The sequence below is a fragment of the Streptomyces scabichelini genome, assembly GCF_011045015.1.
Lineage (GTDB): Bacteria > Actinomycetota > Actinomycetes > Streptomycetales > Streptomycetaceae > Streptomyces > Streptomyces scabichelini.
In genome coordinates, this window is the sequence record NZ_JAAKZY010000015.1 from 16,840 (window position 1) to 31,632 (window position 14,793).

General features: G+C 69.2%; 14 protein-coding genes. 4 read left to right on the plus strand and 10 right to left on the minus strand.

Features of this window, described 5'->3' with window-relative positions:
- Positions 1-12: 12 nt before the first annotated feature.
- From G5C60_RS07140 to G5C60_RS07165, 6 genes are all read right to left on the minus strand, one after another.
- Positions 13-1,269, minus strand: a complete 1,257-nt coding sequence (locus G5C60_RS07140) for a SufS family cysteine desulfurase (protein WP_165255809.1) — start codon at positions 1,267-1,269, stop codon at positions 13-15.
- Entirely contained in the window at positions 1,266-2,030 is a 765-nt protein-coding gene (gene sufC, locus G5C60_RS07145) for a Fe-S cluster assembly ATPase SufC (RefSeq protein ID WP_165255811.1), read from the minus strand. The genes G5C60_RS07140 and sufC overlap by 4 nt, the downstream gene beginning before the upstream one ends.
- Before the next feature lie 8 nt (positions 2,031-2,038).
- Positions 2,039-2,362, minus strand: a complete 324-nt coding sequence (locus G5C60_RS07150; RefSeq protein ID WP_165255814.1) for a non-heme iron oxygenase ferredoxin subunit — start codon at positions 2,360-2,362, stop codon at positions 2,039-2,041.
- The gene (gene sufD, locus G5C60_RS07155) at positions 2,362-3,543 is read right to left on the minus strand and encodes a Fe-S cluster assembly protein SufD (protein ID WP_165255816.1); all 1,182 of its coding nucleotides are present in this window, start codon (positions 3,541-3,543) and stop codon (positions 2,362-2,364) included. Before sufD ends, G5C60_RS07150 begins: the two co-directional genes overlap by 1 nt.
- A 103-nt stretch (positions 3,544-3,646) precedes the next feature.
- Positions 3,647-5,068, minus strand: a complete 1,422-nt coding sequence (gene sufB / locus G5C60_RS07160) for a Fe-S cluster assembly protein SufB (RefSeq protein ID WP_165255819.1) — start codon at positions 5,066-5,068, stop codon at positions 3,647-3,649.
- Positions 5,065-5,799 carry a winged helix-turn-helix transcriptional regulator gene (locus tag G5C60_RS07165; protein ID WP_165255822.1) on the minus strand — a complete coding sequence of 245 codons (735 nt, stop codon included), beginning with the start codon at positions 5,797-5,799 and terminating at the stop codon, positions 5,065-5,067. Before G5C60_RS07165 ends, sufB begins: the two co-directional genes overlap by 4 nt.
- Positions 5,800-5,982: 183 nt before the next feature.
- Between G5C60_RS07165 and G5C60_RS07170 the strand changes: the two genes are divergently transcribed.
- The 3 genes from G5C60_RS07170 to G5C60_RS07180 all read left to right on the plus strand — a co-directional run bounded on the left by G5C60_RS07170 (position 5,983) and on the right by G5C60_RS07180 (position 8,823).
- Complete coding sequence (locus tag G5C60_RS07170; RefSeq protein WP_165255824.1) at positions 5,983-6,906, plus strand: ABC transporter ATP-binding protein; 924 nt, start codon at positions 5,983-5,985, stop codon at positions 6,904-6,906.
- A gap of 142 nt (positions 6,907-7,048) precedes the next feature.
- A complete protein-coding gene (locus G5C60_RS07175) occupies positions 7,049-7,765 on the plus strand; it encodes an ABC transporter permease (RefSeq protein ID WP_165255970.1) in 717 nt (238 codons plus the stop codon).
- 53 nt (positions 7,766-7,818) lie between these two features.
- Positions 7,819-8,823: a COX15/CtaA family protein gene (locus G5C60_RS07180; protein WP_165255826.1), complete on the plus strand. Its 1,005-nt coding sequence runs from the start codon at positions 7,819-7,821 to the stop codon at positions 8,821-8,823.
- Positions 8,824-8,853: 30 nt separating this feature from the next.
- On the opposite strand, the gene G5C60_RS07185 is transcribed toward G5C60_RS07180, so the two are convergent.
- The 4 genes from G5C60_RS07185 to G5C60_RS07200 all read right to left on the minus strand — a co-directional run bounded on the left by G5C60_RS07185 (position 8,854) and on the right by G5C60_RS07200 (position 12,331).
- Positions 8,854-9,606 (minus strand): nucleotidyltransferase domain-containing protein, encoded by a 753-nt coding sequence (locus G5C60_RS07185; RefSeq protein WP_165255828.1) that lies wholly within the window; start codon positions 9,604-9,606, stop codon positions 8,854-8,856.
- 63 nt (positions 9,607-9,669) lie between these two features.
- Positions 9,670-10,776: an amidohydrolase family protein gene (locus G5C60_RS07190; RefSeq protein ID WP_165255830.1), complete on the minus strand. Its 1,107-nt coding sequence runs from the start codon at positions 10,774-10,776 to the stop codon at positions 9,670-9,672.
- 123 nt (positions 10,777-10,899) lie between these two features.
- Positions 10,900-11,256: a hypothetical protein gene (locus tag G5C60_RS07195; protein ID WP_165255832.1), complete on the minus strand. Its 357-nt coding sequence runs from the start codon at positions 11,254-11,256 to the stop codon at positions 10,900-10,902.
- A gap of 121 nt (positions 11,257-11,377) precedes the next feature.
- Positions 11,378-12,331, minus strand: a complete 954-nt coding sequence (locus tag G5C60_RS07200; RefSeq protein WP_165255834.1) for a heme o synthase — start codon at positions 12,329-12,331, stop codon at positions 11,378-11,380.
- Positions 12,332-12,695: 364 nt separating this feature from the next.
- On the opposite strand from G5C60_RS07200, the gene tkt reads away from it, so the two are divergent.
- A complete protein-coding gene (tkt, locus tag G5C60_RS07205; protein ID WP_165255836.1) occupies positions 12,696-14,783 on the plus strand; it encodes a transketolase in 2,088 nt (695 codons plus the stop codon).
- Positions 14,784-14,793 lie beyond the last annotated feature (10 nt).

The following is a 14,793-nucleotide window of genomic DNA, read 5'->3' on the forward strand; positions in this document are numbered from 1 at the left end:
GAGCCAGCTCCCTCAGCCGAAGAAGTTCCGTACGTAGTCCAGGCCTTCCACGAGTGCGTCGATCTCACCCGGCGTGGAGTACAGATAGAACGACGCTCGCGTGGTCGCAGGAATTCCGTACCTGAGGCAGACGGGCCGGGCGCAGTGGTGGCCGACCCGGACCGCGATGCCCTGCTCGTCGAGGACCTGGCCCACGTCGTGGGGGTGGATGTCGCCGAGCGTGAAGGAGATCGCCGCGCCGCGCTCCTCGGCCGTCGTGGGGCCGATGATCCGCAGGTCGGGGACCTCCGACAGGCGCTTGACCGCATACTCCGTCAGCGCGTGCTCGTGGGCCGCGACGTTCTCCATGCCGATGGCGCTCAGGTAGTCGATCGCCGCGCCGAGGCCGACCGCCTGCGCGATCGGCGGCGTACCGGCCTCGAACTTGTGCGGCGCCGGCGCGTACGTCGACGAGTGCATCGACACCGTCTCGATCATCTCGCCGCCGCCGAGGAACGGAGGCAGGTCCTCCAGGAGCTCCTGGCGGCCCCAGAGGACGCCGATGCCCGTCGGACCGCACATCTTGTGGCCGGTGAAGGCCACGAAGTCGGCCTGGAGCGCCTGGACGTCCAGCGGCATATGAGGTGCCGCCTGCGAGGCGTCGATCAGGACCAGGGCGCCGACCTCCTGGGCGCGGCGGACTATCGCCTCGACCGGGTTGAAGGTGCCCAGGATGTTGGAGACCAGCACGAAGGAGACGATCTTCGTCTTCTCGGTGATGACCTCGTTGATGTCCGAGAGGTCGAGGCGGCCGTCGTCGGTCAGGCCGAACCACTTCAGCTTCGCGCCCGTGCGCTGCGACAGCAGCTGCCACGGGACGATGTTGGAGTGGTGCTCCATCTCCGTGATGACGATCTCGGTCTCGTGGTCCACGCGGTAGGGCTCGTCGGCCCAGCCCAGCATGTTGGCCACGAGGTTGAGCGATTCCGAGGCGTTCTTGGTGAAGATCACCTCGTCGCGGCTCGGCGCGTTGATGAACGTGGCGACCTTGTCGCGCGCGCCCTCGTACAGCGCCGTGGCCTCCTCGGCGAGCACATGCACACCGCGATGGACGTTGGCGTTGTGGCGCTCGTAGTACTGACTCAGGGCGTCCAGTACCTGGCGCGGCTTCTGCGAGGTCGCCGCGTTGTCCAGGTACACGAGCTTCTTGTCGTCGTGGACCAGCCGGTCCAGGACGGGGAAGTCCTTGCGGATCGCCTCGGTGTCGAGGAGGCCCGGCAGCTGTGTCACGCTGATACGCCACCCTTCGTGTAGGCCTCGTAGCCCTCTTCCTCCAGCTTGTCGGCGAGCTCGGCGCCGCCGGACTCCGCGATGCGGCCTGCGGAGAAGACGTGGACGTAGTCGGGCTTGATGTAGCGCAGGATGCGCGTGTAGTGCGTGATGAGCAGCGTGCCCACCTCGCCGGTCCCGCGGACGCGGTTGACGCCCTCGGAGACGACCCGGAGCGCGTCCACGTCGAGGCCGGAGTCGGTCTCGTCGAGGATCGCGATCTTCGGCTTGAGGAGCTCCAGCTGAAGGATCTCGTGGCGCTTCTTCTCACCGCCGGAGAAGCCCTCGTTCACGTTGCGCTCGGCGAAGGCCGGGTCCATGTTGAGACGCTCCATGGTCTCCTTGACCTCCTTCACCCACGTACGCAGCTTGGGGGCCTCGCCGCGGATCGCGGTGGCGGAGGTGCGCAGGAAGTTGGAGACCGAGACGCCGGGGACCTCGACCGGGTACTGCATCGCCAGGAACAGGCCCGCGCGGGCGCGCTCGTCGACGGACATCTCCAGGACGTCCTCGCCGTCGAGGGTGACGGTGCCCTCGGTGATCGTGTACTTGGGGTGACCCGCGAGCGAGTAGGCGAGAGTCGACTTGCCGGAGCCGTTCGGGCCCATGATGGCGTGCGTCTCGCCCTGCTTCACGGTCAGGTCGACACCTTTGAGGATCTCCTTCGTGGAGTTGTCGGCCTCGACGGTGACGTGCAGGTCTCGGATTTCAAGCGTTGCCATGGGTTGCCTCAGGACTCCTGGGTGAGGGAGACGAGCACGTCGTCCCCTTCGATCTTTACGGGGTATACGGGAATGGGGCGCGTCGCGGGAAGGGCGTCGGGCTTCCCGGAGCGGAGGTCGAAACGCGAGCCGTGCAGCCAGCACTCGATGTGGCAGTCGTCCACCTCGCCCTCCGACAGCGAGACGTTCGCGTGCGAGCAGATGTCGTGGACCGCGAACACTTCGCCCTCGGTCTGCACGATGGACATCGGCGTGCCGTCGAGTTCCACCCGCTTCGGGGTGTCCTCCTCCAGCTCGCCCAGCCCGCAGGCGCGTACGAACGCGGTGGCCATCAGACCGACGCCTCCAGCTCCTCGTCGATCTTCACGAGCAGCCGCTCCTCGATGTCGTCGACACCGATCTGCTGGACCAGCTCGGCGAAGAAGCCTCGGACGACGAGCCGACGGGCCTCGTCGGCGGGGATGCCGCGGGCCATCAGGTAGAAGAGCTGCTCGTCGTCGAAGCGGCCGGTGGCGCTGGCGTGCCCCGCGCCGACGATCTCGCCGGTCTCGATCTCGAGGTTCGGTACGGAGTCGACCCGGGCGCCGTCGGTCAGCACCAGGTTCCGGTTCATCTCGTACGTGTCCGTGCCCTCGGCCTTGGCCTCGATGAGGACGTCGCCGATCCACACCGCGTGCGCGTCGTCGCCCTGGAGCGCGCCCTTGTAGGCGACGTTCGACTTGCAGTGCGGGGTGTTGTGGTCGACGAGGAGGCGGTGCTCCTGGTGCTGCCCGGCGTCGGTGAAGTACAGGCCGAAGAGCTCGGCCTCGCCGCCGGGGCCGGCGTACTGGACGCGCGGGTGGAGGCGTACGAGATCGCCGCCGAAGGTGACCACGAACGACTTGAAGGTGGCGTCGCGGCCGATCAGCGCATTGTGCTGGCCCACGTGGACTGCCTTGTCGTCCCAGTCCTGGACGGACACGACGGTCAGCTTGGCGCCGTCGCCCAGGATGTAGTCGACGTTGGCCGCGAGCACGGCGTCACCGGTGTGGTCGATGACGACGACGGCCTCGGCGAAGGCTCCGAGCTCGATCACCTGGTGACCGTAGGCCACCCCGCCCTCGCCGTGCACGGCGATACGGATCGGCTCGGCGAGCACCGTCTCCTTCGGGACGGTGACGACACCGGCCTTCTCGAAGGCGGAGTACGCCTGGGCGGCGACGCGGTCCACCGGGGTGCCCGCCTTGCCGATCCGGGCGTCGTCACGGCCGACGGTCTCGACGGTGACGCCCTCGGGGGCGTCCACGTCGACCTTCACACCGTCGCCGGTCGCGACCGCCGTGCCGTCGTGCAGCCCGCGCAGCCGCTCCAGCGGCGTGAACCGCCACTCCTCCTCGCGGCCGTGCGGGACCGGGAAGTCCGCCACGTCGAAGGACGGGGGCGCGCTCATGCGCGTGGCGACGGTCGACTCGGCGGCCACCGCGATCTGGCCGGCCGTGGTGGACCCCACGGGGATGTTCTGAGCCTCAGCCATGGCTGTCGGTCTGCTCTCTTCCTACGTAATGAGTCTTCGGGCTGCTGGTTGGGGGGCGGATCGGCCGCCCCCCTAGACGTCTAGACGTCGGTCCGGAGGTCGGTCAGCCGACCGCACCTTCCATCTGCAGCTCGATCAGCCGGTTGAGCTCAAGCGCGTACTCCATGGGCAGCTCCTTGGCGATCGGCTCGACGAAGCCGCGCACGATCATGGCCATCGCCTCGAACTCGGAGAGACCGCGGCTCATCAGGTAGAAGAGCTGGTCCTCGGAGACCTTGGAGACGGTCGCCTCGTGCCCCATGGACACGTCGTCCTCGCGGACGTCCACGTACGGGTACGTGTCGGAGCGCGAGATGGTGTCGACGAGCAGCGCGTCGCACAGCACGTTGGACTTGGAGCCGTGGGCGCCCTCGCCGATCTCCACCAGACCACGGTAGGAGGTACGGCCGCCACCGCGCGCGACGGACTTCGACACGATGTTGGACGAGGTGTTCGGCGCCATGTGGACCATCTTGGAGCCGGCGTCCTGGTGCTGCCCCTCGCCCGCGAAGGCGATGGACAGGGTCTCGCCCTTGGCGTGCTCGCCCATCAGGTAGACGGCGGGGTACTTCATCGTCACCTTGGAGCCGATGTTGCCGTCGATCCACTCCATGGTCGCGCCCTCGTACGCCACGGCGCGCTTGGTGACCAGGTTGTAGACGTTGTTCGACCAGTTCTGGATGGTCGTGTAGCGGCAGCGGGCGTTCTTCTTGACGATGATCTCGACGACCGCGCTGTGCAGAGAGTCGCTCTTGTAGATCGGCGCGGTGCAGCCCTCGACGTAGTGCACGTAGGCGCCCTCGTCGACGATGATCAGCGTCCGCTCGAACTGGCCCATGTTCTCCGTGTTGATGCGGAAGTAGGCCTGGAGCGGGATCTCGACGTGCACGCCCTTCGGCACGTAGATGAAGGAGCCGCCGGACCACACGGCGGAGTTCAGCGAGGCGAACTTGTTGTCACCGACCGGGATGACGGTCCCGAAGTACTCCTTGAAGAGCTCCGGGTGCTCCTTCAGGGCCGTGTCGGTGTCCAGGAAGATGACGCCCTGCTCCTCCAGGTCCTCGCGGATCTGGTGGTAGACGACCTCGGACTCGTACTGGGCCGCGACACCGGCGACGAGGCGCTGCTTCTCCGCCTCCGGGATGCCGAGCTTGTCGTACGTGTTCTTGATGTCCTCGGGCAGGTCCTCCCAGGACTCCGCCTGCTTCTCCGTGGAGCGTACGAAGTACTTGATGTTGTCGAAGTCGATGCCCGACAGGTCCGAGCCCCAGTTCGGCATGGGCTTCTTCTCGAACAGGCGCAGGCCCTTGAGACGGAGCTTGGTCATCCACTCCGGCTCGTTCTTCTTCGTGGAGATGTCGCGGACGACGTCCTCGTTGATGCCTCGCTTCGCAGAGGCACCGGCCACGTCGGAGTCGGCCCAGCCGTATTCGTACGTGCCCAGGCCCTCGAGCTCAGGATGGGCAGTCTCCGTGGGGAGAGTCATGCGGGGTTCCTCCCGGCCGTGCTTGCAGATGCGTTGTCAGTGGTCTGGTGTGTTGCCTTGGGGATGAACGTCGTGCAGACGCCGTCGCCGTGGGCGATGGTGGCCAGCCGCTGGACATGCGTCCCGAGCAGCTGGGAAAAGATCTCGGTCTCCGCCTCGCACAGCTGCGGGAACTGCTCGGCGACATGGGCGACCGGGCAGTGGTGCTGGCACAACTGCTCGCCCTTCTGCGGAAGGGGTGCACTGCGCGCCGCAGCAGCGTACCCGTCGGCACTCAGCGCCTTGGCCAGCGCCTGGGTCCGCTCCTCGGGGGCGGCTGCCTCGATGGCCTTGCGGTACGCCCCGGCCTGTGCGGCGAGCCGGGCACGGGCGAAGGCGGCGACGGCCTCGTCCCCGCCCTCGCGCTCCGCGATCCAGCGCAGCGCGTCGGCAGCGAGCTTGTCGTACGACTGGTCGAAGGCGTCCCGGCCGCAGTCCGTCAGCGCGAAGACCTTGGCGGGCCGGCCGCGCGTACGCGCTCCGTAGACCCGCTTCTCACGCGGCTCCACGACGTCGTCGGCGACCAGGGCGTCCAGATGCCGGCGTACGGCCGCATGGGTGAGGCCGAGACGGCCGGCCAGGTCGGCCACGGTCGACGGGCCGTGATCCAGGATGGACCGCGCTACCCGGTTGCGCGTGGAGCGCTCCCCGGTCGCGAGTTCCTCCTGCGGGACCTGGCCTACGTTTTTCACAACACCATTGTTGCGTAATTCCTCAGAGACTGACAAGCCGCGTCCGAGCGGTGGATGGTGCCGTGCATCACTTAGGTAAACCTAAGCTGACCTGCGGGAACGATCTTTGATCGATCAGTCGCCGTTCCGGCCCTGCTGCCCCGCCCTCCGGAGGGCACTCCACCGTCCCTAGACTCAGTACCCATGCGAAGCGACCCCGTCGTCCAGGTCCAGGCCCTGGTGAAGCGGTACCGCACCAAGACCGCGGTGGACGGCCTCGACCTGGTGGCCGGGGCAGGGATCACCGCCGTACTCGGTCCCAATGGAGCGGGCAAGACGACCACGGTCGAGACCTGCGAGGGGTACCGGAAGCCGGACTCGGGGACGGTACGGGTACTGGGACTCGACCCCGTGCGCGAGGCCGCGGCCCTGCGGCCACGGATAGGCGTGATGCTCCAGTCCGGCGGCGTCTACTCCGGCGCCCGCGCCGACGAGATGCTCCGCCACGTGGCCAAGCTGCACGCACACCCGCTGGACGTGGACGCGCTGATCGAGCGCCTGGGTCTGGGCAGTTGCGGCCGTACGACCTACCGGCGCCTGTCCGGAGGCCAGCAGCAGCGGCTCGCGCTCGCGATGGCCGTGGTCGGCCGGCCCGAACTGGTCTTCCTGGACGAGCCGACCGCGGGCCTCGACCCGCAGGCGCGCCGGGCGACCTGGGACCTCGTACGCGATCTCCGTGCGGACGGTGTCTCGGTCATCCTGACCACGCACTACATGGACGAGGCCGAGCAGCTGGCCGACGACGTGGCGATCATCGACGCGGGCCGGGTCATCGCCCAGGGCTCCCCCGAGGCGCTGTGCCGCGGCGGCGCCGAGAACACGCTCCGCTTCAGCGGCCGTCCCGGCCTCGACATAGGTTCCCTGCTCAAGGCCCTGCCGCCGGACTGCACGGCCGCCGAGCTGACACCGGGCGCGTACCGGGTGGGCGGCAAGATCGATCCGCAGCTGCTCGCCACCGTCACCTCCTGGTGCGCCCAGCACGGAGTGATGCCGGAGAAGATCTCGGTGGAGCGGCACACGCTGGAAGACGTTTTCTTGGAGCTCACTGGCAAGGAGTTGCGTTCATGAGTGGGGCTCGTCTGCGATCCGGCCGGGGGTCCGGGGGTTGGCCCCCGGGAAGACACAGCCTCGAGCTGACCGGCAAGGAGCTGCGTTCGTGACCACCGCCGGTACGTACACCCCGAGGCCCGGGGCCGCCCCGCTGACCCGCATGATCGCGGCGCAGGCGGCGCTCGAGACGAAGATGCTGCTGCGCAACGGTGAGCAGCTGCTGCTGACGGTCGTCATCCCGACTCTGCTGCTCGTGCTGTTCAGCTCGGTCGACGTCGTCGACACGGGCGAGGGCGAGGCGATCGACTTCCTGGCGCCCGGCATCCTCGCGCTCGCGGTGATGTCGACGGCGTTCACGGGCCAGGCCATCGCGACGGGCTTCGAGCGGCGGTACGGCGTCCTGAAGCGGCTCGCCACCTCGCCGCTGCCGCGCTGGGGGCTGATGGCGGCGAAGACGCTCTCCGTGCTGGTCACGGAGATCCTCCAGGTGATCCTGGTGACGGTGATCGCGTTCGCCCTCGGCTGGTCGCCGCACGGCAACCCGCTCGCCGTCCTGCTTCTGCTCGTCCTTGGCACCGCCGCCTTCTCGGGCCTCGGCCTGCTGATGGCGGGCACGCTGAAGGCGGAGGCGACGCTGGCCGCCGCGAACCTGGTCTTCCTGCTGCTGCTCGTGGGCGGCGGAGTCGTCGTCCCGCTCGACAAGTTCCCGGACACGGCCCAGTCCCTGCTCGGTCTGCTGCCGATCTCGGCCCTCTCGGACGGGCTGAGGGACGTGCTCCAGCACGGCGCCGGAATGCCGTGGGGCAACCTCGGAATCCTGGCCGCCTGGGGCGTCGTCGGCCTCGCGGCCGCCGCCCGTTTCTTCCGCTGGGAGTAGGTCGGAGCGGACGCCTCCCCCCTCGTGAAGGCGTGCACAAGCGGCCGCCTACCATGGTGCCCGTGCCGAATCTGACCCGCGCCGACGCCGTCCAGGCCGCGCGCAACCCGCTCGCCTTCATCGCCGAACGCTGGACCCCGACGCCCCGGACGGTTCAGCGAGCGGCCCTCGCCGCGCTCGTCATGGCGGTGGTCATCGTCGTCACCGGCGGCGCCGTGCGGCTGACCGGCTCGGGTCTTGGCTGCCCGACCTGGCCCAAGTGCACCGACGACTCGCTGACCAACACGAGCGCCATGGGCATCCACGGCGTCATCGAGTTCGGCAACCGCATGCTGACGTACGTCCTGTGCGCCGCCGTCGGCTGGGCGATCATCGCCGCGCGCTCGCAGAAGCCGTACCGGCGCGGCCTCACACGGCTGGGCTGGGCGCAGTTCTGGATCGTCATGGGCAACGCGGTACTCGGCGGCATCGTCGTCCTCGTGGGCCTCAACCCGTACACGGTCGCCGCCCACTTCCTGCTCTCCACCGCCCTGATCGCCGTCGCCACGGTCATGTGGCAGCGCACACGGGAGGGCGACTCCGCACCGCGTCCGCTGGTCGGCAAGTCCGTGCAGCAGCTCGTGTGGGCCCTGGTCGCCGTCACTGTCCTGCTGATCGCGGTGGGCACCGTGGTCACCGGTGCGGGCCCGCACGCCGGTGACTCGAGTGACGTCGAGCGCATGCCAGTGAACTGGGAGGACGTCAGCAAGCTGCACGCCGTGCTGGCCTGGATCGTGGTGACGCTGACCTTCGCCCTGTGGTTCGTCCTCAGGGCCGTCGACGCCCCCAAGGATCCCCTGCGCCGCACCCGCGATCTCTTCCTGATCCTCCTGTCCCAGGGCGCGCTGGGCTACATCCAGTACTTCACGGACCTCCCCGAGATCCTGGTCGGCGCCCACATGCTGGGCTCCTGCCTGGTGTGGATCGCGACACTCCGCGTCCTGCTGTCCCTGCGGGAGCGGCAGGACGTCGTGGACGTTCCCGGACCATCGACGCAACGGGTCGCCACGCGCGCGTGAGCACGCAGCGCACCGCCACGCGCGCGTGCGTCACGCGTGGGCACGTACGAGTGCGTCGATCGCCGGGCCGAGATAGCCCCTGGTCAGCTCGCTCCTGCGAGCGGTCCACTCCTCGCTCGGCGCCGCCCAGGCACCCTCGTACCGCCGTCGCCTGACGTCCTCGACCACCTCGACGGGCGCGCCGAGCTCGGGCAGCAGCTCCAGTGCCTCCCGTTTCGTGATCAGCCGGCCGTCCTTCAGGGTGACCGCGGCACGGGCGTACGTGACCAGCCCGAGGTCCACCCAGATGTCCTGCGTCCAGTTGGCGGCACGGTCGACTTCGCGCCGCCAGAAGTCACGCTGATCGCGCACCACGAAGGCGGCGAGTTCGCTGTCCGGCACCGGTGGCAGCAGGCTCCTGGGCGGCTCGCCGTGCAGGACCAGCCCGAAGGTGTGCAGCTCACGCCGGGTCACCGGGGTGACCGGCCGCTTGAACAGTTGCTCGTGCGCCCAGGTGAGGTGCCGCCGCTCCGCACCGCCCGCCGTGTCGGGCGTCACATAGCTGCAGTGCAGCTTGTCGACGAGCGGCTCGGCACGCAGGCGGGCGTGCAGCCGCGCCACCCGCCAGACGGTCCTTGCCGTGACCGGGCCCTCCAGGACCGCGATCAGGTCCAGATCGCTGCGCCCCTCCTGGTAGTCGCCCCCGCCGAGCGATCCGTGCGCCCATACGGCGACGGGGGCCAGGTCGCGCAGTTCGGTGAGGAAGCGGGCGAGGAGCCGGTCGGTCGCGTCGCTGCGTGTCATGCACACAGTCTGCGCGCCGCTGGGGCAGCTCACTCCAGCCCGTGCATCACTTCAGCCGGTGCATCACTCCAGCCCGTACACCCGCCGAGCGTTCCCCGCCGCGATCAGTCCCGCCACGCGCTGCGCGTCCGCCAGCGACCACGCCCCCTCGGCCACCCAGGTGCCGAGCACCCGGGCCAGCGACTCGCGGAAGAGCCGGGCCCCGACGACATGGAGTTCGGGCAGGCCGTGGGCGCCGGAGGAGAAGAGGAGCTTGCCGAAGGGCGCGAGTTCGAGGATCTCGGAGAGCACGGCGGAGGCGCGGGCACCTGTGCGCACGAGGGCGGCGCCCAGGTCGGCGTACACATGCGGGAAGACCCCGGAGAGATGCGCCGCGTGGCGGTGGTACGGGTAGCCGTGCAGCAGGACGAGGTCGGTGCCGAGGCCGGCCGTGGCGCGCGCGAAGTCGGTGAGCAGGACGGGGTCGGTGCGGTCGATGCGAAGGCCGGGTTCGCCGAGTCCGGCGTGGAGCTGGAGCGGCAGGCCCGAGGCGACGGCGATCCAGAGGAGATGCCGCAGCAGGACCGGGTCGGACAGGGCGCCGCCGACGCGACGTCCGGCGAGCCAGCGGCCCGCGGCGCCCCGCACCTCACCCGGTCCTGGAGGTTCGGGCGCGAGCGCCAGACCGTGCCGTACGCCGGCCACCGACGTGAACGCCACGGCGTTCGCGGCCGCCCCGTGCACCGACTCGGCGAGGTTGGCGAGAAACGACTCGACGGTGCCGGAGGTGTCGGCGACCTGTTCGGCGAGCAGCTCCAGGCGGACGATCTCGTGGGCGTCGGCGGCCCCGGCCGAGGCCATCTCGCCCGGACCGGTCAGGTCGCCGGGCAGACCGGTGTCGACCAGGTAGGTCGTGATCCCGCTCCCCCGCAGCAGCCTGCGGCCCGCATCCAGTACGCCCAGCTCACGGCGTCGCGCGAGATAGCGGGCGGGCGGACAGTGCGGCTCCAGGCCGAGGAGAGGGGGACACCAGCGGCGTACGGCGAAACCGGTCTGGGTGTCGAAGAAGGTGGTGCCCGCGGCGGGCGCGCCCTCTCCCCGCGCGAGATGGGCCTCGAACGTGCCGAGACCCAGCTCCGTCCGCAGCACACCATGGCAGTACTGGTCCACCAGCGACGGCGTTTCGATCATCGGGACTCCCCGGCGAGTGGGCCCTGCCTTTACAGGTCCTAACGGGTGAGCCGGGGGTGGGGTGCTGGTTGCGGTCGCGGGAAGTACGAAAACTGCCGGTTGCCGACTGCCGGTTGCTCGCCGTCAGTCGTTGCTTGGGCCCCCGAGCTGGATCCCCGCCATCCTCGTCCACTCGTACCGGCCCGTCTTCACCTTCGCCGCGAAGTCGCCGTCGAAGGACTCGTGGACGGTGATGCCGGACTTCTGGGCCGCCTGCTCGGCCATCGCGTGGGTCGGGGCCACGAGGTCGCCCCATTCGCCGTCCTCGCCGACGAGGACGATCCGGGCGCCACGCTGCCCCAGGTACGCGATCTGACCCTCGGCGCCGCCGTGCGCCTTGGCGAAGGAGGAGATCTGCTGGGCGAGCCGCGCCACGCGACGCTCCGCCCTGGCGGCCTGCTTGCGGTCCGCGCCCGCTTCAACCTGCTCGGTGTCTGCCATGGTCAGGATGCTACCGACGGGTAGATCAAACGGCGACGGGTGGGGTGCGTGGCCTTGACCACGCACCCCACCCGTCGTCCGTCTGAAAGTCCTGGAAGGCGGCTACCGCGGGAAGAGGCGGCTACCGGAGGAAGGGGTCCACCGCCACCGCCACGAACAGCAGCGAGACGTACGTGATGGACCAGTGGAAGAGGCGCATCTCCTTGAGCTTCGCGCCCACGGCCCCGTCCTTCGCGCGGGCCTGCAGACCGTGCGCCTCCCAGAGCCAGAAGCCGCCGGTGACCAGGGCGACGGCCGTGTAGAACCAGCCGGTGTAGCCGAGCGGCGTCAGCAACAGGGAGACGGCGACCATCGCCCAGCTGTAGAGGACGATCTGCCGCGCGACGACCTTGTTGGAGGCGATGACCGGCAGCATGGGCACGCCCACGCGCGCGTAGTCCTCTTTCACCCTCATCGACAGCGGCCAGTAGTGCGGCGGCGTCCAGAAGAACATGACGAGGAAGAGGATGACCGGGGCCCACGAAAGGGAGTTCGTGACGGAGGACCAGCCGATGAGGACGGGCAGACAGCCGGCGATGCCGCCCCAGACGATGTTCTGGGACGTACGGCGCTTGAGGATCATCGTGTAGACGACGACGTAGAAGAGGAGGGCTCCCAGCGACAGCCAGGCGGACAGCCAGTTGACGGTCAGACCGAACAGCAGGGTCGAGACCACGGCCAGCGTGATGCCGAAGGCGAGGCACTCGCGGGGGCTGACCATGCCGGTGACCAGCGGACGCTGCGAGGTGCGCTCCATGAGCGCGTCGATGTCACGGTCGATGTACATGTTCAGCGCGTTGGCGCCGCCCGCGGAGAGGTAGCCGCCGACGCAGGTGAGGAGCACCAGCTTCAGGTCGGGTACGCCCTGCTGGGCGAGGAACATCACCGGAACGGTGGTGATCAGCAGCAGTTCGATGATCCGCGGCTTGGTGAGAGCGACGAACGCCTTGACCCGGGCCCCGAACGGCCGGTGCTTCGTGCTCTGACTCGTCCCGAGCACTCCCGCTGGACGGGATTCAACGGCCGTCACGCACACCCCTACAGAGACTCCCAGCGAGCCCCGAGTGTGAACTCCCGGTAAAGGCTCGCGCGTACCACGCCACTGTAGACGTTGCCCAGACCCCGCTCTTCGCGGGGGTCGGGTCGTGTTCGACGGGGCCCCGGGAAGGGTTGAGCGCCCCTTGGTTGAGCAGTCGGATGACGGAGTGCGTATTCACGTTCATTCACCGGCCGAATGCGGAACGTGCCGGTCAGGAGGCAGGAGCAGGACACTCCCGGCACTCTGGAACGACTCGAAAAAATGCGCGTTCCTCCGGGGGTAGGCTCGACAAGGGCCGGTGGGCGCGAGTGTGCACCGGCATTCGACATGTGGAACATGTGGAGAGGAGCCCTGACTCAGGGTGAGCACCAAGCCGACCACCACAGACCTCGAGTGGACCGAACGGGACCAGCGAGCAGTCGACACGGCCCGCATCCTGGCCGCCGATGCCGTACAGAAGGTCGGCAACGGCCATCCGGGTACGGCGATGAGCCTGGCACCCGCCGCGTACACCCTCTTCCAGAAGGTGATGCGGCACGACCCGGCGGACGCCGACTGGACGGGACGCGACCGTTTCGTCCTGTCCGCCGGTCATTCGTCCCTGACCCTCTACATCCAGCTCTACCTCGCCGGGTTCGGCCTGGAGCTGGACGATCTGAAGGCCTTCAGGACGTGGGGGTCGCAGACCCCGGGCCACCCCGAGTACGGGCACACGGTGGGCGTGGAGACGACGACGGGACCGCTCGGCCAGGGCGTCGCCAACGCGGTGGGCATGGCGATGGCCGCCCGCTACGAGCGCGGTCTGTTCGACCCGGAGGCCGCCCCGGGTACCTCCCCGTTCGACCACTACATCTACGCCATCGCCGGTGACGGCTGCCTCCAGGAAGGCATCTCCGCCGAGGCGTCGTCGCTGGCGGGCCACCAGAAGCTGGGCAACCTGGTCCTCCTGTGGGACGACAACCACATCTCGATCGAGGGCGACACCGAGACGGCCGTCTCCGAGGACACGGCTCTGCGGTACGAGGCGTACGGCTGGCATGTGCAGCGCGTGCAGCCCAAGGAGAACGGCGACCTCGACCCGGCCGCGCTGTACGAGGCGATCCAGAAGGCCAAGGCCGTCACCGACAAGCCGTCCTTCATCGCGATGCGCTCGATCATCGCCTGGCCGGCCCCGAACGCGCAGAACACCGAGGCCGCGCACGGCTCGGCGCTCGGCGACGACGAGGTCGCGGCCACCAAGCGCGTCCTCGGCTTCGACCCGGAGAAGACCTTCGAGGTCGCCGACGAGGTCATCGCGCACACCCGCGCGCTCAGCGACCGCGGCCGTGAGGCCCGCGCCGAGTGGGAGAAGTCGCTCGCCGCGTGGCGCACCGCCAATCCGCAGCGGGCGGCCGAGTTCGACCGCATCAACGCGGGCGAGCTGCCCGAGGGCTGGGAGTCGCACCTCCCCGTCTTCGAGCCGGGCAAGGGCGTCGCCACGCGTGCCGCCTCCGGCAAGGTCCTCCAGGCGCTCGGCGCGGTCATCCCCGAACTGTGGGGCGGCTCTGCCGACTTGGCGGGCTCCAACAACACCACGATCGACAAGACGAGTTCGTTCCTGCCGGCGGACAACCCGCTCGCGGAGGCCGACCCGTACGGCCGCACGATCCACTTCGGTATCCGCGAGCACTCGATGGCCGCGGAGATGAACGGCATCGCGCTGCACGGCAACACCCGTATCTACGGCGGCACGTTCCTCGTGTTCTCCGACTACATGCGCAACGCGGTGCGCCTCTCCGCGCTCATGCACCTGCCGGTGACGTACGTGTGGACACACGACTCCATCGGCCTCGGCGAGGACGGCCCCACCCACCAGCCGGTCGAGCACCTCGCCTCGCTGCGTGCCATCCCGGGCCTCAACGTCGTCCGTCCCGCGGACGCGAACGAGACCGCGATCGCCTGGCGCGAGATCCTCAGGCGCCACACCAAGGTGTTCGGCAAGGGCGCCCCGCACGGCCTCGCGCTGACCCGCCAGGGCGTGCCGACGTACGAGTCGAACGAGGATGCGGCGAAGGGCGGTTACGTGCTCTTCGACGCGGAGGGTGGCGAGCCGGAGGCCATCCTCATCGCCACCGGCTCCGAGGTGCACGTCGCCGTCGAGGCGCGCGAGCAGCTTCAGGCGGCCGGGGTGCCGACGCGGGTGGTGTCCATGCCGTCCGTGGAGTGGTTCGAGGAGCAGGACCAGGGGTACCGGGAGAGCGTCCTGCCGCCGTCCGTCAAGGCGCGTGTCGCGGTCGAGGCCGGGATCGGTCTGACGTGGCACCGTTACGTCGGGGACTCCGGCCGCATCGTTTCCCTGGAGCACTTCGGTGCTTCGGCCGACGGCAAGGTCCTCTTCCGCGAGTTCGGCTTCACTGCCGAGAACGTCGCATCCGCCGCCCGGGAATCGATCGCCGCAGCCCAGCGCTGACGCTGGCATA

What these genes read in the sequence shown, in the direction of transcription:
- G5C60_RS07170 (WP_165255824.1), top strand. Translation starts at nt 5,983, where the DNA reads ATGCGAAGCGACCCCGTCGTCCAGGTCCAGGCCCTGGTGAAGCGGTAC.
- G5C60_RS07180 (WP_165255826.1), top strand. Translation starts at nt 7,819, where the DNA reads ATGGTGCCCGTGCCGAATCTGACCCGCGCCGACGCCGTCCAGGCCGCG.
- G5C60_RS07190 (WP_165255830.1), bottom strand. Translation starts at nt 10,776, where the DNA reads ATGATCGAAACGCCGTCGCTGGTGGACCAGTACTGCCATGGTGTGCTG.
- sufC (WP_165255811.1), bottom strand. Translation starts at nt 2,030, where the DNA reads ATGGCAACGCTTGAAATCCGAGACCTGCACGTCACCGTCGAGGCCGAC.
- G5C60_RS07195 (WP_165255832.1), bottom strand. Translation starts at nt 11,256, where the DNA reads ATGGCAGACACCGAGCAGGTTGAAGCGGGCGCGGACCGCAAGCAGGCC.
- G5C60_RS07175 (WP_165255970.1), top strand. Translation starts at nt 7,049, where the DNA reads ATGATCGCGGCGCAGGCGGCGCTCGAGACGAAGATGCTGCTGCGCAAC.
- G5C60_RS07185 (WP_165255828.1), bottom strand. Translation starts at nt 9,606, where the DNA reads ATGACACGCAGCGACGCGACCGACCGGCTCCTCGCCCGCTTCCTCACC.
- sufD (WP_165255816.1), bottom strand. Translation starts at nt 3,543, where the DNA reads ATGGCTGAGGCTCAGAACATCCCCGTGGGGTCCACCACGGCCGGCCAG.
- sufB (WP_165255819.1), bottom strand. Translation starts at nt 5,068, where the DNA reads ATGACTCTCCCCACGGAGACTGCCCATCCTGAGCTCGAGGGCCTGGGC.
- G5C60_RS07150 (WP_165255814.1), bottom strand. Translation starts at nt 2,362, where the DNA reads ATGGCCACCGCGTTCGTACGCGCCTGCGGGCTGGGCGAGCTGGAGGAG.